At 62.6% G+C, this 22,243-nt stretch carries 19 protein-coding genes; 12 read left to right on the forward strand and 7 right to left on the reverse strand.

Annotated features, from left to right (window positions below):
• Positions 1-36 precede the first annotated feature (36 nt).
• Positions 37-462 (forward strand): YdgH/BhsA/McbA family protein, encoded by a 426-nt coding sequence (locus BM193_RS23130; protein WP_092801334.1) that lies wholly within the window; start codon positions 37-39, stop codon positions 460-462.
• A gap of 4 nt (positions 463-466) precedes the next feature.
• Here the strand turns inward: BM193_RS23130 and BM193_RS23135 are convergent, their stop codons facing one another.
• A complete protein-coding gene (locus tag BM193_RS23135; RefSeq protein ID WP_092801337.1) occupies positions 467-2,116 on the reverse strand; it encodes a methyl-accepting chemotaxis protein in 1,650 nt (549 codons plus the stop codon).
• A 311-nt stretch (positions 2,117-2,427) separates the two neighbouring features.
• Here BM193_RS23135 and BM193_RS23140 point away from each other — a divergent pair, with 311 nt between their 5' ends.
• A complete protein-coding gene (locus BM193_RS23140) occupies positions 2,428-2,793 on the forward strand; it encodes a hypothetical protein (protein WP_034781254.1) in 366 nt (121 codons plus the stop codon).
• A gap of 35 nt (positions 2,794-2,828) precedes the next feature.
• Here the strand turns inward: BM193_RS23140 and BM193_RS23145 are convergent, their stop codons facing one another.
• Positions 2,829-3,257, reverse strand: coding sequence for a hypothetical protein (locus tag BM193_RS23145; protein ID WP_092801340.1), 429 nt, complete (start codon positions 3,255-3,257; stop codon positions 2,829-2,831).
• Between the two features lie 170 nt (positions 3,258-3,427).
• Here BM193_RS23145 and BM193_RS23150 point away from each other — a divergent pair, with 170 nt between their 5' ends.
• Positions 3,428-4,270: an AraC family transcriptional regulator gene (locus BM193_RS23150; RefSeq protein ID WP_254786385.1), complete on the forward strand. Its 843-nt coding sequence runs from the start codon at positions 3,428-3,430 to the stop codon at positions 4,268-4,270.
• Between the two features lie 56 nt (positions 4,271-4,326).
• On the opposite strand, the gene folE is transcribed toward BM193_RS23150, so the two are convergent.
• A complete protein-coding gene (gene folE / locus BM193_RS23155) occupies positions 4,327-4,893 on the reverse strand; it encodes a GTP cyclohydrolase I FolE (RefSeq protein WP_034754386.1) in 567 nt (188 codons plus the stop codon).
• A 75-nt stretch (positions 4,894-4,968) separates the two neighbouring features.
• Positions 4,969-5,808 carry an NAD(+) diphosphatase gene (gene nudC, locus BM193_RS23160; protein ID WP_092801658.1) on the reverse strand — a complete coding sequence of 280 codons (840 nt, stop codon included), beginning with the start codon at positions 5,806-5,808 and terminating at the stop codon, positions 4,969-4,971.
• A 294-nt stretch (positions 5,809-6,102) separates the two neighbouring features.
• Here nudC and BM193_RS23165 point away from each other — a divergent pair, with 294 nt between their 5' ends.
• The 6 genes from BM193_RS23165 to BM193_RS23190 all read left to right on the forward strand — a co-directional run bounded on the left by BM193_RS23165 (position 6,103) and on the right by BM193_RS23190 (position 14,883).
• Positions 6,103-8,433 (forward strand): catecholate siderophore receptor Fiu, encoded by a 2,331-nt coding sequence (locus tag BM193_RS23165; protein WP_092801343.1) that lies wholly within the window; start codon positions 6,103-6,105, stop codon positions 8,431-8,433.
• Positions 8,434-8,818: 385 nt separating this feature from the next.
• Positions 8,819-10,132, forward strand: a complete 1,314-nt coding sequence (locus BM193_RS23170; RefSeq protein WP_092801346.1) for a dicarboxylate/amino acid:cation symporter — start codon at positions 8,819-8,821, stop codon at positions 10,130-10,132.
• A 108-nt stretch (positions 10,133-10,240) separates the two neighbouring features.
• On the forward strand, positions 10,241-11,233 hold the full coding sequence (locus BM193_RS23175) for a porin (protein ID WP_092801349.1): 993 nt from the start codon (positions 10,241-10,243) through the stop codon (positions 11,231-11,233).
• A gap of 109 nt (positions 11,234-11,342) precedes the next feature.
• Positions 11,343-13,250, forward strand: coding sequence for a sensor histidine kinase (locus BM193_RS23180; protein ID WP_092801351.1), 1,908 nt, complete (start codon positions 11,343-11,345; stop codon positions 13,248-13,250).
• Complete coding sequence (locus tag BM193_RS23185) at positions 13,243-14,586, forward strand: sigma-54-dependent transcriptional regulator (RefSeq protein ID WP_092801354.1); 1,344 nt, start codon at positions 13,243-13,245, stop codon at positions 14,584-14,586. The genes BM193_RS23180 and BM193_RS23185 overlap by 8 nt, the downstream gene beginning before the upstream one ends.
• Before the next feature lie 75 nt (positions 14,587-14,661).
• Complete coding sequence (locus BM193_RS23190) at positions 14,662-14,883, forward strand: hypothetical protein (protein ID WP_092801357.1); 222 nt, start codon at positions 14,662-14,664, stop codon at positions 14,881-14,883.
• A 45-nt stretch (positions 14,884-14,928) separates the two neighbouring features.
• Here BM193_RS23190 and BM193_RS23195 read toward each other — a convergent pair whose 3' ends face one another.
• Together BM193_RS23195 and BM193_RS23200 are read right to left on the reverse strand one after the other, a co-directional pair.
• Positions 14,929-15,672 (reverse strand): metallophosphoesterase family protein, encoded by a 744-nt coding sequence (locus BM193_RS23195; RefSeq protein ID WP_092801360.1) that lies wholly within the window; start codon positions 15,670-15,672, stop codon positions 14,929-14,931.
• Positions 15,669-15,884 carry a hypothetical protein gene (locus tag BM193_RS23200; RefSeq protein ID WP_092801363.1) on the reverse strand — a complete coding sequence of 72 codons (216 nt, stop codon included), beginning with the start codon at positions 15,882-15,884 and terminating at the stop codon, positions 15,669-15,671. The genes BM193_RS23195 and BM193_RS23200 overlap by 4 nt, the downstream gene beginning before the upstream one ends.
• A gap of 186 nt (positions 15,885-16,070) precedes the next feature.
• Between BM193_RS23200 and BM193_RS23205 the strand changes: the two genes are divergently transcribed.
• Positions 16,071-16,919: a hypothetical protein gene (locus tag BM193_RS23205; protein ID WP_092801366.1), complete on the forward strand. Its 849-nt coding sequence runs from the start codon at positions 16,071-16,073 to the stop codon at positions 16,917-16,919.
• A 6-nt stretch (positions 16,920-16,925) separates the two neighbouring features.
• On the opposite strand, the gene BM193_RS23210 is transcribed toward BM193_RS23205, so the two are convergent.
• Positions 16,926-17,444, reverse strand: coding sequence for a hypothetical protein (locus BM193_RS23210; RefSeq protein WP_139176299.1), 519 nt, complete (start codon positions 17,442-17,444; stop codon positions 16,926-16,928).
• Positions 17,445-17,704: 260 nt separating this feature from the next.
• On the opposite strand from BM193_RS23210, the gene BM193_RS23215 reads away from it, so the two are divergent.
• Both BM193_RS23215 and BM193_RS23220 read left to right on the forward strand, forming a co-directional pair.
• Positions 17,705-18,622 carry an ABC transporter ATP-binding protein gene (locus BM193_RS23215; protein WP_092801661.1) on the forward strand — a complete coding sequence of 306 codons (918 nt, stop codon included), beginning with the start codon at positions 17,705-17,707 and terminating at the stop codon, positions 18,620-18,622.
• A gap of 9 nt (positions 18,623-18,631) precedes the next feature.
• Complete coding sequence (locus tag BM193_RS23220) at positions 18,632-22,213, forward strand: ABC transporter permease/M1 family aminopeptidase (RefSeq protein ID WP_092801372.1); 3,582 nt, start codon at positions 18,632-18,634, stop codon at positions 22,211-22,213.
• Positions 22,214-22,243: the final 30 nt, after the last annotated feature.

Raw genomic sequence — 22,243 nt, forward strand, 5'->3', positions numbered from 1 at the left:
TACGCCATTCCTGATTACCATCAAAGAAAGCCGACCATGCGCAAACTCCTGATCGTCATGCTGTCCGTCCTGCTGTCAGGCTGTGTCCAGGACTTCGCCATCTATATGTTCGACGGCCAGGACCATTCCCTGACCGTGCGCCGCCAGCAGCGTTATTTTTGGCAAGATACCGTGGAAGTGCAGCTGATGGCGACCAATCTGCCGCAATGCCAGCGCCTGCATACCCTGTCGACGGATGCGCCGGCCGACATCAAGGTCGAGCTGTTCGCGGCCGGCGATGGCGTGTGGAATATCCGCATGGGCAAGCAGCTGTGGCAGGCGGAAACGAATACGTGCAATGAGCTGACGGAAATGGAAAACGACCCGAAAGCCGACCTGGGCCAGCCAATCGGGCAATTCGTGGTCGTCGATGACAAGCTGGCATTCGAACCGGCGCCGCAAGCGGCGGCGCCGGCCCAATAGGAACTTAACGCGCCGCCAGGCTGCGCAGGGGCTTTTTCGCCACGGCGCGCGGTGCGCCAGCCGCGCCTGCCGCCAGGCGCGGTGCCGCGGCGCCCCCCTCGTGCGCCGACAGTTTGAAGCGTGCCACCAGTTGCGCCAGCACGGCCGCCTGGTCCTGCATGCTCGACGCGGCGGCGGCCGCCTCTTCCACCAGTGCCGCATTTTGCTGCGTCACGCTATCCATTTCCGTGATCGCCTGGTTGACGTGGCCGATACCCGTGCTTTGCTCGTGCGAGGCTGCCGTGATGTCGGCCATGATGTCGGTCACGCGCGAGACGGAAGCCACCACCTGGTCCATCGTCGTGCCCGCCTGTGCGACGAGCGTGCTGCCGGCCGCGATGCTGTCGACGGATGCGCCGATCAGCTCCTTGATCTCCTTGGCCGCGCCCGCCGAGCGCTGCGCCAGGTTGCGCACTTCCGACGCCACCACGGCGAAACCGCGTCCCTGTTCCCCCGCGCGCGCCGCTTCCACGGCGGCATTCAGGGCCAGGATATTCGTCTGGAAGGCGATGCCATCGATGACGCCGATGATATCGACGATCTTGCGCGACGAGGCGTTGATGGTATCCATGGTGCCGATCACTTGCGCCACCACGGCGCCGCCCTGGCGCGCCACGGCGGAGGCGGACTGCGCCAGCTCATTCGCCTGCACGGCGTTGCCCGCGTTCTGTGTCACGGTCGAGGTCAATTCCTCCATCGAGGCGGCCGTTTCCTCCAGCGAACTGGCCTGCATTTCCGTGCGCGCCGACAGGTCCATATTGCCGCTGGCAATCTCGCTCGATGCCGTGGCGATGGTCTCGGCGCTATGGCGGATTTCGCTGATCGCATCGACCAGATTCGTCTGCATGGTTTTCATCGCGTACAGCACGCTGTGGCGGTCATTCGCATGCGTGCGCACGCTGCTGCTCAAGTCATTGTTGGCGATCTTTTCCGCCACCTCGGCCGCGTATTCGGGGTCGCCGCCCAGCGCGTGGCGCAGGCTGCGGTTGATCGCCACGACGACGGCCGCCAGCAAGGCGCATACCAGCAGCAGCACGCCCAGCGAGGTCAGCAGCGACTGGCGGAAGGCGGCGTCGATATCGTCCATGTACACGCCCACGACGAGGGTCCAGGCCCACGGCTTGTAGGCCACCACGCGGCTCATCTTCGGTTCGGGATTTTTCTGGCCCGGACGGGGGAAATAATAGTGGACGAAGCCCTTGCCCGCCTCGCTCTTGCCGACGGCGACGATGTCGCGGTACAGATAGGTGCCGTTGGCATCTTTAAAATCCGACATGTTCTTGCCATTGGTTTGCGGCGCGGCGGGATTCATCACGACGACGGCGTCGAGGTTGATGATGGACAGATAGCCCGTCTCGCCGAAACGCATGCTCTTGATGACGGCGGTGGCCTGCTTTTGCGCTTCCTCTTTCGTCAGTGCGCCGCTGGCGGCCAGGTCGCCGAACATCTTGACGGCGCCCAGGCCCAGGTCGGCGGCATTGCTCAGGTCGGCGCTGCGCTCCTCGATGCGGATCTTGCGGATTTCCAGGGCGTTATAGACAAAGATGACGGTAATGCACAACAAGCTGCAAATCAGGGGGATCCATAATTTCTGCTGGAACGTCAATTTCTTCATGTGGCTGTCTCCAACTGTATGTGCGGCGAAGGGGGCATGTGCGCATCCGGCTCTGCGGCCAGAAATGCGGCGGCGACGGCGCTCTGGCGGCACCGTTCAGACGTCTCCAGCATACGCTCGAACGACCGATATTTACAATGCCGGGAAGCAATGAATTTTGCCCAGTGTTGTTAATGCGTTGCGACAATTGATGAGAATTGATGCTGCATTGCAGTAGAAAAGCACGCAGATAGGCGCTGGCCAGGCAGGCGGGGGTGGCGTGCATGTGTCAAAATGCACGCCGTATACTCGACGAATCACGAAAGCACAGCATGACCAAGAATGAAGCCATGAAACGCATCAACGACCGCCTGGGCAAACCCACCCTGACGGACAAGAACACGCACTTTGCCAGCGTCGCCAGCTATGGCACGGACGAAGGCTGGTGGCTGAAGATCCCCTTCCTGACCTTCAAGCAGGAATTGCACTTCATCCTCAACAACGAGAAAACGAAAAGCTTCCAGCACCTGAAGATCGGCGCCAACCAGATCCTCAGCCCGGGCATGAAGTTCCGCAGCACGGGCGGCGCGGCCGACGCCTTCATGTCGGCCTCGGCGCCGAAACGCCTGGTCGACCTGCTCGACGGCGGCAGCAAGTACAACTTCACCAAGCACTTCGTCAACGACTATCGCTACTAGTCCCACCTGACCCAACCTGCTGCGCGATGGTTTGGTCAGGCGTCGTGATGCCTGGTCGGATCATTGTGGGGCGGCAGCCACGCCCTGAGCAAATGCTGGGCGATGTCGAGCGCGTCGTCGCGGCTGGTGCCGAAATGCAGGGGATAGCCCCAGAACTGGCCAAACATGACGGCGAAGGCCTTGCCGGCCAGGCGCTTGGCCGCGCTCGGTTCGACCAGCACCATGCCCTGGATGTACGCGCGCAGGGCAGCCTTGTGCCGCTTCATCCACAGCACGGCGCGCTTGCGCTCTTCCTGCGGATGGTCATGCCCCTCCTCGTCCAGGCCTTCTTCGCTGAGAATGACAAACGCCTGCTGGCGCGCCAGCAAGGCCTCGAACTGGGCGAACAAGGCGTCGTCGGGGCTGTTTGCGGCGGGATCGCGGCGCATCCAGACACGGGGGAAATCGGTGATATCGAGTTGCATGGGGACTCCTTCAAGGGGGTTGCCGTTCCTCCTGGCCTTCATCAGAACACTGGCGGTGGCGGTTGCCGTTGAAGCGGGGCTGCGGATAGCCATACGATACCGATGGCGGCACCGCGCGTCATTGCATAAAATAGCCACAATATTATTCAATCCAGCCAAGGCACCATCCCATGCCCCATCCATTGCTGCCCAGCATGCTCACCGCCCAACTGGGCCTGGATGCTCCCGCCACCCTCGTCGATTTCGACGTCGATGGCGTGCTGCGTCCGCTGCTGGCCGTGGGCCTGGCCAGCGTGCGCGAAGATGGCGAGCAGGCGCCGCACCAGCACCGCAAGGGGCAGCTGCTGTACGCCACGCGGGGCGTGATTCATTGCGAAGTAGAAAGCGGGGTATGGATCGTGCCGCCCCAGTGCGCCGTGTGGATACCGGGCGGCCTGCTGCATGCGGCGCAGGGCGTGGGCGAGGCCGAGTGTTATTGCCTGTTTGTCGAGCCCGCCATGGCGCCCGTCTTGCCCGCCGTCTGCTGCACCGTGGCCGTTTCGCCCTTGCTGCGCGAACTGATCACCAAGGCAGCCGGCTTTCCCACGCTGGCCGCGCCGCATGGCGCGCAGGAACGCCTGGTGGCCACCCTGCTCGATGAATTGGCCGCCGCGCCCGTCGAAGACCTGCATTTGCCGATGCCGCGCGATGCGCGCCTGCGCCGCCTGGCCGCCCTGCTGCTGGCGCAGCCGGCCGATAAACGTACCCTGGCCGAATGGGCCAGCCGCATCGGCATGAGCGAGCGCAGCATGACCCGCCAGTCGCTGCAGGAAATGGGCATGAGCGTGGGCCGCTGGCGCCGGCAACTGCACGTCATCCTGGCCTTGCAACGGCTGGCGCAAGGCCATAGCGTCAAGGCCGTGGCGCTGGAACTCGGTTATGAAAACACCAGCGGCTTTGTCACCATGTTCCGCAAGGCCGTGGGCAAGCCGCCAGCGCGCTACCTGGCCGAACGGGAATCAAGGCAGATATAAAGCGCATAAAAAAAGGCGGCATCGCGCCGCCTTCGTCCTGCATTGTCGCTGAAAAATCAGCTTTCGCGTGCCAGCGCGAGAAACTCCGTGCGCAGCGCCAGGTTCGGCTGCATCTCGCCCAGCATGGCCGAGGTGATGGTTTCCTCGCCCGGCGTGCGGATGCCGCGGCTTTCCATGCACAGGTGGCGGCAACGCACGACCACGCCCACCGATTTCGGTTCCAGCACTTCCATCAGCGCATTGGCGATCTGCATCGTCATGCGTTCCTGCACTTGCAGGCGCTTGGAGAAGCAATCGACCAGGCGCGTCAGTTTCGACAGGCCGACGATCTTGCCATTTGGCACGTAGCCGATGGTGGCCTTGCCGAAGAACGGGGCCAGGTGGTGCTCGCAATGGCTGTAGACGGGAATGCCGCGTACGACGATCAGCTCGTTGTACTGTTCCGCGCCATCCTCGAAGGCTTTCAACAGGTCGACCGGGTCCTGGCCATAGCCCGAGGTCCAGTGTTTCCAGGCTTTCGCCACGCGCGCCGGCGTTTCCAGCAAGCCAGGACGCTGCGGATCTTCGCCAAAGCTGCTGATCAGCCGGCGCCAGTCGTTTTCGGAGAATTCTTCTTGAGACATGCTACACCACCCTAAAATTTGCAATTGCCGCCAGTATATAGAAAATGTGACAGGCTGCCCCGGCGGCCGCCGCTTTTAGCCTGCCGCCGGCGCACGGTGGGCGCGCACCAGCAGCGCGGAAATCGACACGCTGGAAGTCGCTTCCGGCCACGCATCGCCGGGGCCGAACCAGCGCGCCTCGGCGATCTCGTTCTCGTCCAGGCGGATCTCGCCATCGAGATAATCGGCCGTAAACGCGATCATCAGCGAATGGGGAAACGGCCACGACTGGCTCATGAAGTACTGCAGATTGTGCACGCGCAAGCCCACCTCTTCCATCACTTCCCGGTGCACGGCTTCCTCGATCGATTCGCCCGCTTCCAGGAAACCGGCCAGCGGACTGAAACGCTGCGACGGCGAATTTTTATGCATGGCCAGCAGCACCTGGTCGCCCTTGCGGATGAGCACCATCATGGCGGGCGAAATGCGCGGGTAGGCGAGCATGCCGCAGGCCACGCACTTGAAGCAGCGCTCGCCACGCGCGCGCTGCATCGGCGTGGCGCAGACGCCGCAATAGCGGTGCGTGCGCGCCCATTCCGCCAGCTGCACGGCGCGGCTGGCCAGGCCCAGGAAGCCATCGTCGACGGCGTTGAACAGCGAGCGCAAGCCATGGTACGCCAGGCCCATGTCGGCCGGCAGATGTTCCTCGTCGCGCCAGACGGTCTGGCAATAACGCCCCTGCCACCGGCCCACGGGCTGGGCCCGGCTCAGGTCGATATCGAGCGCGGCCAGCTGCACCGGCGTCGGCAAGGCCAGGTCGGCCGCCTGCAGCAGCAAACGCCCGCGGTGAAAGACAAACGTGAGGGTGTCGGCGGCGGCCGGTGCCGGTTCGGGCACGTCGATCAAGGGAGTAAAAGCGGCAGGAGTGTGGAGCATGCTTGGCGGAAATTTGTAAAGGTTGCTCATCATACTCCCGCCGTGAAACGCCTGCGCGCATAGCAGCCGCTCGCCCGCAAAGCAAGCATGCATGCGGCATGACAGTGTTTTTTTTCCAGCACGGAGAAAGCGTTGCGTAAACGAGACTGATAACGATTCTCATTTACGGAATGACGCCCAATTATTACAATGTCACCCAACCCGCCCCACCGCCAGCCACTTGCCCGCGTGCGATTGCACCGCGCCGGCAGCGCCAGCCAGGAGCCATTTCCCTGAACTTACCGAAAGAGCAAGATGGCAATCAAGAGCCGCAAACACGCCCCCACCCGTTTCAACCAGCACATCGGCGCCGCCCTGGCCGTGATGCTGCTGCCCGTCGCCGCCCAGGCGGCCGACCCAGCCGGCCAAAGCGCCGCCGCGTCGCAGCAGACGCTGAACGAAGTCAAGGTCGTGGGTTCCAAGGAAAATGATTTCAAGGCCGAAAAAGCCTCGTCGCCCAAGTACACGGAAGAACTGGTCAATACGCCGCAAACCATCGTCGTGATCAAGAAGGAATTGATCGAACAGCAAGGCGCGCTGACCCTGACGGACGCGCTGCGCAACACGCCCGGCGTCGGCACCTTCTTCCTCGGTGAAAACGGCAACACGAACACGGGCGACGCCGTCTACATGCGCGGTTTCGACTCGTCCGGCAGCATCTATGTCGATGGCGTGCGCGACGTCGGCTCCATCTCGCGCGACGTCTTCAACATCGAACAGATCGACGTGCTGAAGGGCCCGGCGGGCACGGACAGCGGCCGCGGTTCGCCGACGGGTTCGATCAACCTGGTCAGCAAGACGGCGACCATGGAAAACAAATTCAATTCCCTGCTGACGGCCGGCAGCGGCAAGCAGAAGCGCGCCACGGCCGACTGGAACCGCGTCCTCGACAGCGATTCGGGCACGGCCATGCGCCTGAACCTGATGACGCAGGACAGCGGCAATCCGGCGCGCGATGAAGTCAAGAACAAGCGCTGGGCCTTCGCCCCCACCGTCACCTTCGGCATCGGCAAGCCGACACGCATCACGGCCAGCTACCTGCACGTGGACCAGGACAACGTGCCCGACGGCGGCGTGCCGACCATCGGCTTGCCCGGCTACACGACGCCGGACACCATCACGGCAACGAACAAGGTCATCCGCACCTTCCTGAACACGGCGGCCAAGGTCGATCCCAAGAACTTCTATGGTTCCACCTCCGATTACGACAAGGTCAAGGCCGACATGGGCACCTTGCGCATCGACCATGATTTCTCGCCCAACGTGCAACTGCAAAACACCACGCGCTATGGCAAGACCAAGCAGGACTATCTGCTGACGGCGTTCATGGGCACCACCGCCAACCTGAAGACGCCAGTCGCCACCGATCCGTCGACCTGGACCCTGGCGCGCTCGACGCGCACGGTGAAGGACCAGGAAAACACGATTCTGACCAACCAGACCGTGCTCAGCGCGCAGTTCGACACGGGCGTGCTGAAGCACTCCGTGGTGGCCGGCGCCGAGTTCACCAGCGAAAAGCAGACCAACTACAGCTACGTGGCCGCCAGCATGGGCACCTTGCCGGCAGCCAACCTGTACCACCCGAATCCGCGCGATCCCGTCACCGGTTTCAATCCCGTGCGCAACGGCGCCTACAGCGAAGGCGAAGTCAACACGCAAAGCGCGTATGTCTTCGATACCATCAAGTTCGGCGACAAGTGGATCTTCAATGGCGGCGTGCGCTTCGACCATTTCAATACCAGCTACGACGCCGTCACCCTGCAAGCGGCCGTGACGCCGCCCGCGGTACAGCCATTGCCAGTGGGCACGCCGATTCCCGCGCACATCACCCTCGGCGATACTTTGACCAATGGCAAGATCTCGGCCCTGTACAAGCCGACGCCGGACAGCAGCGTGTATGCGCTGTGGGCCACGTCGAAAGCGCCGCCGGGCACCAATTTCACCCTGAGCGCCGGCGCCAGCAGCGCGCAAAATCCGATCTATGATCCACAGGAAACCACCACCAAGGAAATCGGCACCAAATGGGACTTCCTGAAACAGAAATTGTCGTTCTCGGCCGCCCTGTACCAGACGGAAGTGAAGAATGAAGTGGAGCAAGACCCCGTCGACCTGCAGTACTACCAGAATGGCAAGAAGCGCGTGCAGGGCGTGGAAATCGGCGTCGTCGGCGAAGTCATGCACAACTGGCTGGTCAGCGCCGGCTACACGCGCATGAACACCAGCGTGGAAGCGGGCAAGGTCGTCACGGCGGCCGGCATCAATAACCTCAGCTACACGCCGAAACAGGCGTTTACCAGCTGGACCTCGTACACGCTGCCGTTCGGCCTGAAGATCGGCGGCGGCGCGCGTTACGTCGGTGACATGCTGCGCGGCACCGATGGCGCCGTGGGCACGCCGGCCCGCATCGATTCCTACTGGGTCTTCGATGCCATGGCGACGTATCCGGTCAACAAGAACCTCGACCTGCAGCTGAACGCCTACAACCTGGGCGACAAGACCTACGTGGCGGCCATCAACAAATCCGGCTACCGCTACACGCCAGGCCAGCCCCGTTCGTTCAGCCTGACGGCGAATATCAAGTTCTAAGGTCAATAGAACACGTCTTGCGCACGATAGCAGCCCCTCTTCTGAGGGGCTTTTTTATTCTCCTGATAATCTTGCCTTTTTAACGCACCGCCGCCGCGCCACGCTTGCGTATGAAAAGTCATACAGCGATCCCCTCCCCCGTCCAATATTTCGCGCAGCGCGGCTATTTAGCAACTTTCTTGTCCATAAAAAGGTTCTTTAAATCAATTACTTAAGAAAGGTTCTGCCGAAAAGCCATTTCAGGCATATCCTTTGCTATGTACAGGTTTTGCTGCAAATAATCGCCAGCACGCAAGGGCTTGTTTTTGAGAAATATTGACTCCAAGCTTGAGTTGCTCGCAATCAATAATCCGCTCACAGCGGCGCTTCATTTGGAGGAGTCAAAATGAAAAAGAAACGGCCATTAACCCTGTACATCCTGATTGCCATGATTCTCGGCATCATCGTGGGGTATGGATGCAACACCGCCTTCCCTGATGCCGCAGTCAGCGCTCAGATTGCTGGCAATATTTCCATCGTTACCGACGTCTTCCTGCGCCTGATCAAGATGATCATCGCGCTGCTGGTCTTCTCGACCTTGACCGTCGGCATCGCCCACATGGGCGACGGCAAGACGGCGGGCCGCATCGGCCTGAAAGCCATGTGCTGGTTCGTCGTCGCCTCGCTGGTCTCGCTGGCGCTGGGCATGGTGCTGTCGAACCTGATGCAGCTGGGTACCAACCTGGGCTTGCCACTGCCGGACGTGCACGCCTCGACCAACCTGAAGACGGCCGCCTTCACGCTGAAAGACTTCTTCACGCACCTGGTGCCGAAATCGCCGATCGAGGCGATGGCCAATAATGAAATCCTGCAAGTGCTCGTGTTCTCGATCTTCTTTGGCGGCGCACTGGCCGGCCTGGGCGAATCGGGCAAGACCCTGACGGCCGTCGTCGATCAGCTGGCGCAAGTCATGCTGCGCATCACCGGCACCATCATGAACATGGCGCCGCTGGCCGTGTTCGCCGCCATGGCCTCCGTCATCACCACCCATGGCCTGGGCGTGCTGGTCACGTTTGCCAAGTTCATGGGCGGCTTCTACCTGGGCCTGCTGTGCCTGTGGGCACTCTTGATCGCCGCCGGCTTCGTCGTCATCGGTCCGCGCGTCTTCAAACTGGTTTCCCTGATCCGCGAACCGTTCCTGCTGGCCTTCTCGACGGCCAGTTCGGAAGCGGCCTATCCCAAATTGCTGGTGGCGCTGGACCAGTTCGGCGTGGACCGCAAGATTTCCAGCTTCGTCCTGCCGATGGGCTACTCCTTCAACCTCGATGGCTCGATGATGTATTGCACCTTTGCCGTGCTGTTCATCGCGCAAGCCTATGGCATCGACCTGTCGATCGGCACGCAGATCACCATGCTGCTGCTGCTGATGCTAACCTCGAAGGGCATGGCCGGCGTGCCGCGCGCCTCGCTGGTGGTGATCGCCGCCACCTTGAACCAGTTCAACATTCCGGAAGCGGGCTTGCTGCTGCTGATGGGCGTCGACCAGTTCCTCGACATGGGCCGCTCGGCCACCAACGCGGTCGGCAATGCCGTCGCCACGGCCGTCGTTGCCAAGTGGGAAGGTGGCCTGGCCACCGAAGAAGAAGCGGCCGCAGCCAATGCGGCCAACCAGAACACGGAAAGCCACTGGGGCGAAGCGGACCACGCTAGCAAAGCCTAAGAGCGCCATGGCCCGCCACAAGCGGGCCATTTATTTGTTTTCATTGTTGAGTAACAAGCAGTCAGGTAGTGCGATCAGTAGTTATCCCCCCTCACTAGAGAGATTCTCATGAAAAAAGTCCTGTTTACCCTGCTGGCCCTTGGCGCAGCTTCCGGCGGCGCGCTGGCCCAGTCCAGCGTCACCATCTATGGCGTGGCCGATGCCGGCCTGGTGCTCGACAAGGATGCGGCCGGCGACCGCCTCAACCGTGTCGCTTCCGGCGTCGCTTCCGGTTCGCGCATCGGCTTCAAGGGCAAGGAAGACCTGGGCGGCGGCCTGGCCGCTACCTTCGTGCTGGAAAGCGGTTTCAATATCGATACGGGCACCTCGGGCCAGGGCGGCTTGCTGTTCGGCCGCCAGGCGTATGTGGGCCTGACCGGCAGCGCCGGCGCCGTCACCCTGGGCCGCCAGTACTCGCCGTACTACCTGGCCCTGCGCGACGTGGCCGACCCGTTTGTCATCGGCCTGGCCGGCACGGCATCGAACCTGATGGTGACGAATATCCGCGTCGATAACATGGTGCAATACACGACGCCAACATACAGCCACCTGTCGGCCGACCTGGCGTATGGCTTCGGCGAAGTGGCCGGCGACAACGCGAAAAACCGCAGCATGGGCGGCGCCGTCCATTACATCGATGGTCCGCTGAACGTGACCCTGACGCACCACCGCAAGGAAAATGCGCTGGCGACCCAGCAAACGCGCAACACCCTGCTGGCCACGCGCTACGACTTTGGCGTCGTGCAAGGCAACTTCGGCTACGCCGACAACCGCGCCCTGGACGACAGCAAGAGCAACGACATCCTCGTCGGCTTCAGCGCCCCGTTCGGCGCCACCAAGCTGGTCGCGTCCTATATCCGCCACAACGACAAGAGCAACCTGAACCGTGATGCCCAGCAATGGGCCATCGGCGCGTTCTACGCCCTGTCCAAGCGCAGCGACCTGTACACCGGCTACGGCCACATCAGCAACAAGAACGGCGCCACCTTTGTCGTCGGCAATGCCACCGACAATGGCACCGGCAACAGCGGTTTCAACCTCGGTATGCGTCATACCTTCTAATCGCGGCTCACGCTAGCGCAGGCCGCCGGATGCATATCCGGCGGCTTTTTCTTTTTACGCAATATTTAAATGCGATACTGTGGGTTCTTGCAAGCTGGCAGCTGATTTTATGAATAGCAGTAACAAATCCACTCTTTCCTGGCGCCAGCGCCTGTCGCAACGGTCGGGCCGCGAGGCGCTGGCTTGGGGCGTGGTGCTGGCCGCCTGCCTGGCCACCGTCTGGCTGGTGTATTTCTGGACCGAACGCATCGCCATCGGCAAGCTGCAGGCGAGCGGCGCGCAGCGCCTGGAAGTGTATGTCAGCAGCCTGGAAAACGCGCTGGAGAAATACGATTTCCTGCCCAAGACCCTGGAGCTGAACCGCGACGTCATCCGCCTGCTGCAGCACCCGGAAGACCCCGTGCTGGTCGATACGGTCAACCATTACCTGGAACAGATGAATGCCCAGGCGAAATCGTCGACCATTTTCATCAGCAACCTCGATGGCAACACGCGCGCCGCCAGCAACTGGCAGCAACCGGACAGCTTTATTGGCGACAATATCTCGTTTCGTCCGTATGCCCAGGATGCGCTGCGCGGCACGCCGGGGCGCTTCTATGGCGTCGGCACGACGCGGCTGGAACCCGGTTACTTCTTTGCCCACGGCATCTACCAGAATGGCCGCATGCTGGGCCTGGCAACAGTCAAGGTCAACCTGGAAAACCTGGAAAAACGCTGGGTGCAGGGCGCGGACAAGGTCATGCTGGCCGACGAGCATGGCGTGATCTTTCTCAGTTCCATGCCCGACTGGAAATACCGCACCCTGGCGCCCCTGTCGCCGACCGTCGTCGAAGAACTCAACCGCACGCGCCAGTACTACTCGAAGCAGCTGGAGGCCATCCCCTTTGTTTCCGATCGCCAGCTGGGCAATGGCGCGCGCGTGATCAGCGTGCGCGAGCAGGAGAGAATGGACGCGCCGCCGAAGACCAGCTCGAGCGTCATGACGCAGATCAAGCTCAAGTCGCCGCAAGGCTGGACCTTCATTTATCTGTCCGACCTGGCGCAGGCGAAAGCCAGCGCGCGCGCGGCGGCCGCCTTCTCCTGCGTGCTGCTGGGCTTTTTCATGCTGCTGTTCTTTTACCTGCGCCAGCGGCGCGCGGCCGTGGCGCAAAAACTGCGCGCCCGCGAAGACTTGCAGCATGCGTATGACAACCTGGAAACCATGGTCGAGGAACGCACGTCGGAACTCAACGCCATGACGCAAAGCCTGAGCCAGGAAATCGAGGTGCGCAGCAAGGCCGAGCAAAAGCTGCACATCACGCAAAACGAACTCTTTCAAGCCGGCAAGATGGCCGTGCTGGGACAGATGTCGGCCAGCATCACGCATGAACTGAACCAGCCGCTGACGGCGCTGCGCACCATGTCCGACAATGCCGTCATCCTGCTCGAGCGGGGCCGGCTCGACGACGCGCGGCGCAATCTGGCGAAGATCTCGCAAATTGCGGCCAGGATGGGAACCATTACGGGACAATTGAAGATTTTTGCGCGCAAATCGACGACCAGCCTGACGTCCGTCTCGATTCCCACGGCGATCAGCAATGCCCTGTTCCTGGTCGAACGCCGCCTGCAGGTTGAAAATGTGCGTTTCAGCCTGCATCTGCCCCCCGAAGACATCTTCGCCATGTGCGAAAGCAACCGCCTGGAGCAGGTGCTGGTCAACCTGTACGCGAATGCGCTCGACGCCATGAATGGCAGCGACGTGCGCAGCTTGCGCGTTTCCGTCGAGTGCACGCCGGAACACGTGCTGATCCACGTGGCCGACACGGGGCCGGGCCTGTCGACGGAAGTCTATGAACACCTGTTCGAGCCGTTCTTCACGACCAAGCCGCAAGGGCTGGGACTGGGCCTGGGACTGGCCATTTCCGAACAGATCACGCGCCAGTTCGGCGGCGTGCTGCGCGCCGACAACGCCCCTGGCGGCGGCGCCATCTTCACCATCGAACTACAGATTGCAACGCAGGAGGAAAAACATGTTTGAGGGCTTGAAGGTCTTGCTGGTCGAAGACGACCCCACCGTACGCGAAGGCAGCGAGCAGGCACTGCAGCTGGCCGGCCTGGACGTGCTGGCCTTCCACTCGGCCGAGCTGGCCTATAAACTGCTGACGCCGGATTTTCCCGGCATCGTCGTGAGCGACGTGCGCCTGCCCGGCATGAGCGGCCTGGAACTGCTGCAAGCCGTGAAAACGCTGGATCCGCACCTGCCCGTCATCCTCGTCACGGGCCACGGCGACATCACGATGGCCGTGCACGCCATGCGCACGGGCGCCTATGATTTCATCGAAAAACCGTATTCATCCGACCAGCTGGTCGACGTCATCCTGCGCGCGCTGGAAACGCGGCGCCTCATGCTGGAAGTGCACAGCCTGCGCCGCCAGCTCGAGGACGGCGGCGGCATCGAAGCGCGCTTATTGGGCAATTCCGTGGCGATGCGCGACATACGGCGCCTGATACTCGACGTTGCCGACGAACCGGCCGACGTGCTGATCTATGGCGACACGGGCACGGGCAAGGAAATGGTGGCCCGCTGCCTGCATGACTTCAGCCACCGCCGCAAGCACAACTTCGTCGCCGTCAACTGCGGCGCGATTCCTGAAAGCATCTTCGAAAGCGAAGTCTTCGGCCACGAGCCGGGCGCGTTCACGGGCGCGGCCAAGCGGCAGGTGGGCAAGATCGAACATGCCGACCACGGCACTTTTTTCCTCGATGAAATCGAATCGCTGCCCCTGTCGCTGCAGGTGAAATTGCTGCGCGTGCTGCAGGAGCGCTATATCGAACGCCTGGGCTCGAACGTGGCCACGCCCGTCGATGTGCGCGTCATCGCGGCGGCCAAGCTGGACCTGGAAGACCTGTCGCAGCAGCAGAAATTCCGCAGCGACCTGTATTACCGCCTGAATCTGATCGTGCTGCATTTGCCGCCCCTGCGCGAACGGCGCGAGGATATTCCCATCCTGTTCGAACACTTCGTGCTGGCCGCCGCCGCCCGCTACAATCGCGCCGCGCCTGTGGTGTCCACGGCGCAGATGCGCAACCTGATGGCGCATTCCTGGCCGGGCAACGTGCGCGAGCTGCGCAATATCGCGGACCGCTTCGTGCTGGGCATCGCCGGTGGCGCGTCGAGCCTGCTGGCGGCCGGCCTGGCCAGTCCCCTGTCGCTGGCGGAACAGGTGAACGGCTTTGAACGCGCCTTGATCGAGCAGGAACTGCGCGCATATTCCGGCAACGTCAGCGAAGTCAGCGCCGTGCTGGGCCTGCCGAAACAGACCTTGTATCACAAGATGCAGAAGTACAACCTGGTGGCCGAAGAGTTCCGCTAAGGAGCACGCCGCTGGCAGCCTTATCAAAAGCGCAAGGATGGGATTTTCTCGACAGCGTCTTTCCGCGAATATGAAGTGCCCGCCGACAAGCCCAGCAGCCTGCGCATGGGCTTCCGCGACGTGTCGCCATTTTATGTGGTCAATGGCATCAGCCATGACACCGTCTCGCCCAGCTGCAGTGGCGACATCACCTTCACGCCGCGCGCCGGCGAGGATTACGAAGCGGCGTTCTGGTGGGAAGGCAAGTACCGCACCATCAGCATCAACCAGGTCGTCGTCAAGGAGGGCAAGACCTAACGGGTGCCCGTGCCCGTCAGCCGCGCCCCCAGCTGCTAGGCGAGGTCAGGCGGCGCCCACCCTGCCCGTGCGCAGCGGCGTCACCCAGTCGGGCCGGCCGTTGACCAGCGCCAGCCGGGCCGCCTGTTCCCAGTCATAGTCCACCGCGTAGAACTGCGCTGTCCAGGCGCCATCGGCGCCCTGTGCGGCGATGGCGTAGCGCGCGTGCGGCGTGCCGTTTTCCATCACGTGCGGATAACCGTGGTCATCGTCATACGCCTGCAAGCCCACGCTGCCCGGATTGACGATCAAACGCCCATCGGGCAGCGGCATGCTGCGCGGCATGTGCGTGTGGCCGCACAGGATCAGGGCCGCCTCCGCGTCGCCGGCACGCGTCGCCACCTCGTCCGGCGTGGCGGCGCGGCTGCCTTGCGGCGTGACGCTGTCGAGAAAATACACGAGGTCGCTGGTGGGCGTCCCATGCACGAGCAGTACATCCTGACGCAGGCGCAAGCTGGCCGGCAGCCCGTCTATCCACGCCAGTTGCTGCGGCAGCAGCTGGGCACGCGCATACGCATCCGACACGCCCATGCGGGCCGGGTCGCCCAGCAACTGGCGCTCATGGTTGCCGCGGATGGTGGGCAAGTCCAGCGCCATCAGGCGCGCCGCCGTGGCGCGTGGCTGCAAATGGCCCGAGACGATATCGCCCAGGTTGACGATCACGTCCACGCCACGCCGGGCGATGTCAGCCAGCACGGCATCGAGCGCGCCGAGGTTGCCGTGGATATCGGAAATGGCGGCAATTTTCATGGTGTGATTCCCTCCCTTTCCAGCCATTCTGCGCGCGTCACGCGATCCAGGCAATGTGTGCGCAAGCGGTGGCCGGGCGGCAGGGCCGGCTGCGCGAAGGCGGCGGCTTCGCGCTCGGCGTTCAGGGCCGCGAACGGCGCCAGGTCGCTGTCGTGCGCGTGCCGCAGCAGCAAACGCGGCGCTTCCAGTGGCAGCAGGACTTGCATCGTCATCTCCCTGCTAACCACTACTTACATGCAGTAGGACAAATCCGACGGCGATTTGCGCCGTGCGGCTACGTCACTCAAAAGTAACAATTGCTACCATTTCCTCATTGCACTGCCGCGTTACATCAGCCGCGCCAACGCAGCCGCCCCAACGTCGCGGCAGTTTTCACTTTATCCTGAGGAGTTTGCCCCATGTTTGCCACGTCCGTCCCCGCCCGCCTGTCGCCACCCCGCCTGCACCGTCTCGCCATGCGCGGCGCCATGATGCTGGGCGTGCTGGGCGTTGCCACGGCCACCGCCACCGCGCGGGCGGAACCGTCGCCCACCCTGGACCGCGTCAGCATTTCCGTGGGCGCCTTCGCCGCCGATCCGCGCATCAATGTCGGCGCCGACACGCAGTTTGGCCGCATCGACGCGCCCGAATCGAATCCCAGCCGCACGACCATTCCCCGCATCAAGGCCGAATTGCTGATCGGCGACCACCATGGCCTGGCATTCGACTACTACCGCTACGACAAATCCTACACGCCGACGCTGACCGGCCAGACCACCATCAATGGCCAGCCCGTGACGGGCACGGCCACGGCGGACGCCGACCTGAAACTGGACCTGGCCAAGATGTCCTACCGCTGGTGGCTGGGCAGCGGCAACGACACCTTCGGCATCGGCCTGGGCGCCGCCTACTACAATGCCAACCTGAATGGCACAGCCACGGGCGAAGTCAATGGCGAGACGGCCACGGCGCGCGACTCCATCGGCGAACACGCGTTTGCGCCGCTGCTGGAAGTGGGCTGGCGCCACGCCTTCACGCCGGACCTGCGCATGTACGCGGAAGCGTCCGGCATCAAGAAAAATGGCGGCCGCATCAATGGCCATATCTACGGCGGCAATATCGGCGTCGAATGGTTTCCATTCAAGAACGTGGGCTTTGTTGCCGACTATGGCATCTCGAAAATCAAGCTGCACCGCGACAGCGAGCGCGATGCCGACCTGAACGTCCGCCTGACGGGTCCCTCGGCCTACGTCAAGGTGCGCTTCTAAGCAGCGTCACGCCGCCGGTTTCGGCGATGCTGTCAACACATACAGCTGAAACTGCGGCAAGCTGGCGTCGTCCCACGGCGTGATCCGGGCAAACGGCAGGCGCGCAAACGCCTGCCGCCAGAAGGCGTTGGCGCGTGTGTCGGTGCGGAACATGGCGACCAGCCACGGCGTATCGCTGTCCAGCAGCACGCGCCGCACCACTTCCAGCGCCAGCCCCCGGCGCCGGTATTTCTGCAGAATAAAAAAGTCGCTGAACTCCCGCACCGGCAGCGTTCCCGCCATGCCGGGCTCCGTGAGAAAAAACCCCGCCAGCGCGCCATCAACCTCGATCCAGACGGCCGTATGTCCGGGCGCATGCACATACTCGGCCAGCCCGGCATCGCACACATCGTAGCGGCCATCGGCCAGCACGTCTTCGCCGCTCCAGGCGGTATTGTCATAGCAGTACAGCTGGAACAGCTGCGCCAGCGCCGCTTCTTCGCCGGGCGCGATGGCGCGCAATGTCAGGTTCGGTGCTGCCGGCATGTTCGCGCCCTTTCTGCCCGCGGGCATGTCTGAAGCTGGCCAGTGTAGCACCGCGTCATTCATGCCGCCGCCCCGGCATTTCATCCCTGCCTTTTCGCCCCTTGTCGCAAAAAATAAAAATTTTCATCTTATTAACGATATGATTGTTTTTAAGTAACATCCGCCGTCGCGACTGGCAAGCAATAAGGGCAATCCCCTTTCACAGACCGGCAGACAGGTATCTGCCGGCTTTCATACCCAAGCTCTGGAGAATGCTGCACATGCTATCGATCAAACAGCTGAACAAAACGTATGCCAATGGCGTCAAGGCCATCAACAATGTCAGCCTGGACATTCCCAATGGAATGTTCGGTTTGCTGGGGCCGAATGGCGCGGGCAAGTCGTCGCTGATGCGCACCATTGCGACATTGCAAGATCCCGATAGCGGCAGCATCCATTTCGAGGGCGTCGATGTGCTCAAGGACAAGGCAGGCTTGCGCCGCCAGCTGGGCTATCTGCCGCAGGATTTCGGCGTGTACCCGAAAGTGAGCGCGGAAACCCTGCTCAACCACTTTGCCGTCTTGAAGGGCCTGACGGAAAAAGGGCCGCGCAAGGAAGCCGTGGACGCCCTGCTGCAGCAAACCAATCTGTGGGAAGCGCGCAAGCGCAACCTGGGCACCTACTCGGGCGGCATGCGCCAGCGCTTCGGCATCGCCCAGGCGCTGCTGGGCGCGCCGCGCCTGGTGATCGTCGACGAGCCGACCGCCGGCCTGGACCCGGACGAACGCAACCGCTTCCTCAACCTGCTGGCGAAGATCGGCGAGCAGGTGGTGGTGATCCTGTCGACGCACATCGTCGACGACGTGACGGACCTGTGCCCGCGCATGGCCATGATCGTCAAGGGCGAAGTCCTGGTGCAGGGCGAGCCGCAGGCCGCCATCGACACCTTGCTGGGCAAAGTGTGGCGCCGCAGCGTCACTACGGACGAGCTGGCGCAATACCAGCAGACCTTGAACGTGCTGTCGACGCGCCTGGTGGGTGGCAAGCCGCAAATCAATGTGTATGCCGACAGCCAGCCCGACAGCGGCTTCGCGCAGATCGCCCCGGACCTGGAAGACGTCTACTTCCTGCACGTGCGCAACGCTGCCCGCCATGGCGCCGCCGCTCCCGCCGTGGCACCGGCGACAGTCGCAGCGTAAGGGGCCGCCATGTGGAAGGAATTTTTCAAGTTTGACCTCGGCTATCAGCTGAAACAGCCGCTGCTGTGGGTATTTGCCGTCGTCATGGCCCTGATGGCCTTTGGCGCCACCACCAGCGACTCGGTGCAAATCGGCGGCGCCATCGGCAACATCAACCGCAACGCCCCCACCGTGGTGGCGCAGATGCTGGGGATCTTCAGCCTGCTGGCGATGTTGCTCGTTACCGTCTTCATCGCCGGCGCCGTGCTGCGCGACAGCGAAGTGGGCATGGCCGACATGCTGTTCGCCACGCCCATGCGGAAATGGGACTACCTGTTCGGCCGCTTCGCCGCCGGCTTCGTCGCCTGCCTGGTGATCTTTGTCGCCATCGCCCTGGCCACCATGCTCGGTCCCGTCATGCCCTGGGTCGATGCCCAGCGCGTGGGCGCGTTTTCGCTGCACACCTACGTGTGGAGCTTTGCCGTCATCGTCATCCCGAACCTGCTCTTCATCGGCGCCCTGCTGATGCTGCTGGCGGCCACCACGCGCTCGATGATGCTCGTGTACGTGGGCGTGCTGGGCTTTTTCGTGCTGTGGGCCATGGCCGGCGTGTTTACGCGCGACATCAACAATGAATGGTTCGCCGTCCTGCTCGACCCGTTCGGCGTGCGCGCCTTTGGCCGCATGACGCGCTATTTCACGTCAGCCGAATCGAATGCCAGCCTGCCGCCGCTGTCCGGCTTCCTGCTGGCCAACCGCCTGCTGTGGCTGGGCGTCACGGCGCTGCTGTTCCTCGCCACCGTGCTCCTGTTCAAGCCGCAGCGCACGGGAACGGGCAAGCGCCTGTTCGGCAAGCACAAGGCACAGGCGGCCGCGCCCGCCGTCACGGCGCCACTGCGCCTGCCCCGCACGCCACCCCGTTTTACCCCGGCGACAGCCTGGCGCCAGTGGTGGCAGATCCTGCGCTTCGACGCCGCCGGCGTCTTCACGAGCTTGCCCTTCCTCGTCATGCTGCTGTTCGGCGTCATCAACCTGATCGCCGGCGCCAGCGTGGCCAAGAGCCTGTATGGCACGGCCGTCTATCCGATGACGCACCTGATGCTGCAAAATATCAGCAACAGCTTCAGCTTCCTCCTGATCATCATCGTCACGTTTTATGCGGGCGAACTGATCTTCAAGGAACGGCAAGTCAAAATCGCCGACGTCAGCGACGCCATGCCCGTGCCCAGCTGGGTGCCGCTGCTGGCCAAGTGCACGGCCCTGATCGGCGTCATCGCCGGCTACCTGCTGGTGGGCGTCATCACCGCCATCGGCTTCCAGCTCTACAAGGGCGGCGCGCCCGTGGAACTGGGGCTGTACCTGAAAGGCACCTTGCTGGGCGCCCTCTTCTTCGTGCTGATGGGCTTGTGCGCCCTCACCCTGCAAGTGCTGTCCAACAACAAATTCATCGGCTATCTGCTGGTGATCCTGCTGATGGTGGCGCAAGCTGTGCTGGGCATGCTGCACTTCGAACACAATCTGTACAACTTCGCCGCCACGCCCTCCATCAAGTACTCGGACATGAATGGCTATGGCCACTTCCTGACCGGCTGGGCCTGGTTCGCGCTGTACTGGAGCCTGTTTACCGTGGCGCTGGTGATGCTGGCGCGGGCCTTCTGGGTGCGCGGCTTGTCGGCCGGCTGGCGTGCGCGCGTGCGCCTGGCAAGACAGCGCCTGCATGGCCGTGCCGGTGCCGCCCTGGCCGCGGTCCTGCTGTGCTGGGCGGGCACGGGGGGCTGGATCTTCTACAACACGAATGTGCTGAACAAGTACGAGACGTCGAACATCAGCATGGACAAGCAGGCGCGCTACGAAAAATTGTACAAGCAATACAAGGGCTTGCCACAGCCGAAGATCACGGACATCCAGGCCAGCGTGGATATCTATCCGGCACAGCGCAAGGTCCTCATCACAGGCCACTATGTCCTGCAAAACAAGACGGCGCAGCCGCTCGATACCCTGCGCATCCAGCTCGACCCGGAGCTCAAGACAAGCTGGCTGAACTTGCCGGCCCACCACGTCGAACTGGACGACAAGGAACTGGGCTTCAGCATCCTCAAGCTGGCGCAGCCGCTGGCGCCGGGTGCCACGCTGCCGCTCGATTTCACGGTCGCCGTCACGCACCAGGGCTTTACCAACAGCGGCACGCCGGACCAGGTCAACCTGAACGGCAGCTTCTTCAACAACCAGGCGTATTTCCCGCACTTCGGCTATGCGAAGGAAATGGAACTGACGGACCGCAACGAGCGCCGCAAGCGGGGCCTGGGCGAGCCGCAGCGCATGGCCAAGCTGGAAGACCAATTCGCGTATGGCGACACGATCTTTGGCAGCGAGGCGGACTGGGTCCATTTCGACACGACGGTATCCACCAGCGGCGAACAGATCGCCCTGGCCCCCGGCTACCTGCAAGGCAGCTGGGAAAAGGATGGCCGCCGCTATTACCGCTACAAGATGGACCAGCCGATGATGCCGTTCTTCGCCTACCTGTCGGCCCGCTGGGACGTCAAGAAGGGCGACTGGCACGGCGTGCCGATCGAAATTTATTTCGACAGCAAGCATGGCTACAACACGGACCGCATGATCGCCTCCGTGCAAAAGTCGCTCGACTATTTCAGCACCCGGTTCACGCCCTACCAGCACAAGCAGGTGCGCATCCTGGAGTTCCCCGGCTACCAGAGCTTCGCGCAGTCGTTCGCGAATACGATCCCGTATTCGGAAGGCATCGGCTTCATCGCCGACCTGCGCGACAAGGAGGACATCGACTACGTGTTTTACGTCACCGCGCATGAAATGGCGCACCAGTGGTGGGGCCACCAGGTGATCGGCGCCAACGTGCAGGGCGCCACCATGCTGATGGAATCGCTGGCGCAATATTCGGCCTTGATGGTGATGGAGAAGGAATATGGCCGTGAAAAAATGCGCCGCTTCCTGCGCTACGAACTGGACCGCTACCTGAGCGGCCGTGGCAGCGAAGCGATCGAGGAGTTGCCGCTGGCGCGTGTGGAAGGACAGCAATACATCCACTACAACAAAGGCAGCCTGGTGTTTTACCGCCTGCGCGACGAGATCGGCGAAGACGCCCTGAACCGTGCCCTGCGACGCTACCTGCAGGACAAGGGCTACCAGCAGGCGCCATTCACCACCACCCTGGAACTGCTGGACTATATCCGCGCCGAGACACCGCAGGACAAGCAGGCGCTGATCACGGACCTGTTCGAGAAGATCGTCTTCTACGACAACCGCGTCACGCAGGCGAGCGCCGTGCGGCGCAAGGATGGCCAGTGGGATGTCACCATGCAGCTGCACCTGGCCAAGCTGGAGTCCGATGGCAAGGGCAAGGAAAGCCCGCGCGCCTACGACGAGCCGGTGGAGATCGCCATCTTCGCGCGTCCCGCGGGCGGCAAGGAAAAGGATGAAACAGTCCTGTTCCAGGACAAGCGCCGGCTGTCGGGCAGCGACCCGGTCATCACCATCACGGTGAAGGACAAGCCGTTCGAGGTGGGCGTCGATCCCTACAACAAGATGATCGACAGGGTTGCGCGCGACAACCGCAAGGAAGTGAATGTCAATTAAACCTTGATGCAACGCAAACAGGCCACGCTG

Origin of the sequence: Janthinobacterium sp. 344 (genome assembly GCF_900112025.1) — a bacterium.
Lineage (GTDB): Bacteria > Pseudomonadota > Gammaproteobacteria > Burkholderiales > Burkholderiaceae_D > Janthinobacterium.

What these genes read in the sequence shown, in the direction of transcription:
- BM193_RS23130 (WP_092801334.1), top strand. Translation starts at nt 37, where the DNA reads ATGCGCAAACTCCTGATCGTCATGCTGTCCGTCCTGCTGTCAGGCTGT.
- BM193_RS23135 (WP_092801337.1), bottom strand. Translation starts at nt 2,116, where the DNA reads ATGAAGAAATTGACGTTCCAGCAGAAATTATGGATCCCCCTGATTTGC.
- BM193_RS23140 (WP_034781254.1), top strand. Translation starts at nt 2,428, where the DNA reads ATGACCAAGAATGAAGCCATGAAACGCATCAACGACCGCCTGGGCAAA.
- BM193_RS23145 (WP_092801340.1), bottom strand. Translation starts at nt 3,257, where the DNA reads ATGCAACTCGATATCACCGATTTCCCCCGTGTCTGGATGCGCCGCGAT.
- BM193_RS23150 (WP_254786385.1), top strand. Translation starts at nt 3,428, where the DNA reads ATGCCCCATCCATTGCTGCCCAGCATGCTCACCGCCCAACTGGGCCTG.
- folE (WP_034754386.1), bottom strand. Translation starts at nt 4,893, where the DNA reads ATGTCTCAAGAAGAATTCTCCGAAAACGACTGGCGCCGGCTGATCAGC.
- nudC (WP_092801658.1), bottom strand. Translation starts at nt 5,808, where the DNA reads ATGCTCCACACTCCTGCCGCTTTTACTCCCTTGATCGACGTGCCCGAA.
- BM193_RS23165 (WP_092801343.1), top strand. Translation starts at nt 6,103, where the DNA reads ATGGCAATCAAGAGCCGCAAACACGCCCCCACCCGTTTCAACCAGCAC.
- BM193_RS23170 (WP_092801346.1), top strand. Translation starts at nt 8,819, where the DNA reads ATGAAAAAGAAACGGCCATTAACCCTGTACATCCTGATTGCCATGATT.
- BM193_RS23175 (WP_092801349.1), top strand. Translation starts at nt 10,241, where the DNA reads ATGAAAAAAGTCCTGTTTACCCTGCTGGCCCTTGGCGCAGCTTCCGGC.
- BM193_RS23180 (WP_092801351.1), top strand. Translation starts at nt 11,343, where the DNA reads ATGAATAGCAGTAACAAATCCACTCTTTCCTGGCGCCAGCGCCTGTCG.
- BM193_RS23185 (WP_092801354.1), top strand. Translation starts at nt 13,243, where the DNA reads ATGTTTGAGGGCTTGAAGGTCTTGCTGGTCGAAGACGACCCCACCGTA.
- BM193_RS23195 (WP_092801360.1), bottom strand. Translation starts at nt 15,672, where the DNA reads ATGAAAATTGCCGCCATTTCCGATATCCACGGCAACCTCGGCGCGCTC.
- BM193_RS23200 (WP_092801363.1), bottom strand. Translation starts at nt 15,884, where the DNA reads ATGACGATGCAAGTCCTGCTGCCACTGGAAGCGCCGCGTTTGCTGCTG.
- BM193_RS23205 (WP_092801366.1), top strand. Translation starts at nt 16,071, where the DNA reads ATGTTTGCCACGTCCGTCCCCGCCCGCCTGTCGCCACCCCGCCTGCAC.
- BM193_RS23210 (WP_139176299.1), bottom strand. Translation starts at nt 17,444, where the DNA reads ATGCCGGCAGCACCGAACCTGACATTGCGCGCCATCGCGCCCGGCGAA.
- BM193_RS23215 (WP_092801661.1), top strand. Translation starts at nt 17,705, where the DNA reads ATGCTATCGATCAAACAGCTGAACAAAACGTATGCCAATGGCGTCAAG.
- BM193_RS23220 (WP_092801372.1), top strand. Translation starts at nt 18,632, where the DNA reads ATGTGGAAGGAATTTTTCAAGTTTGACCTCGGCTATCAGCTGAAACAG.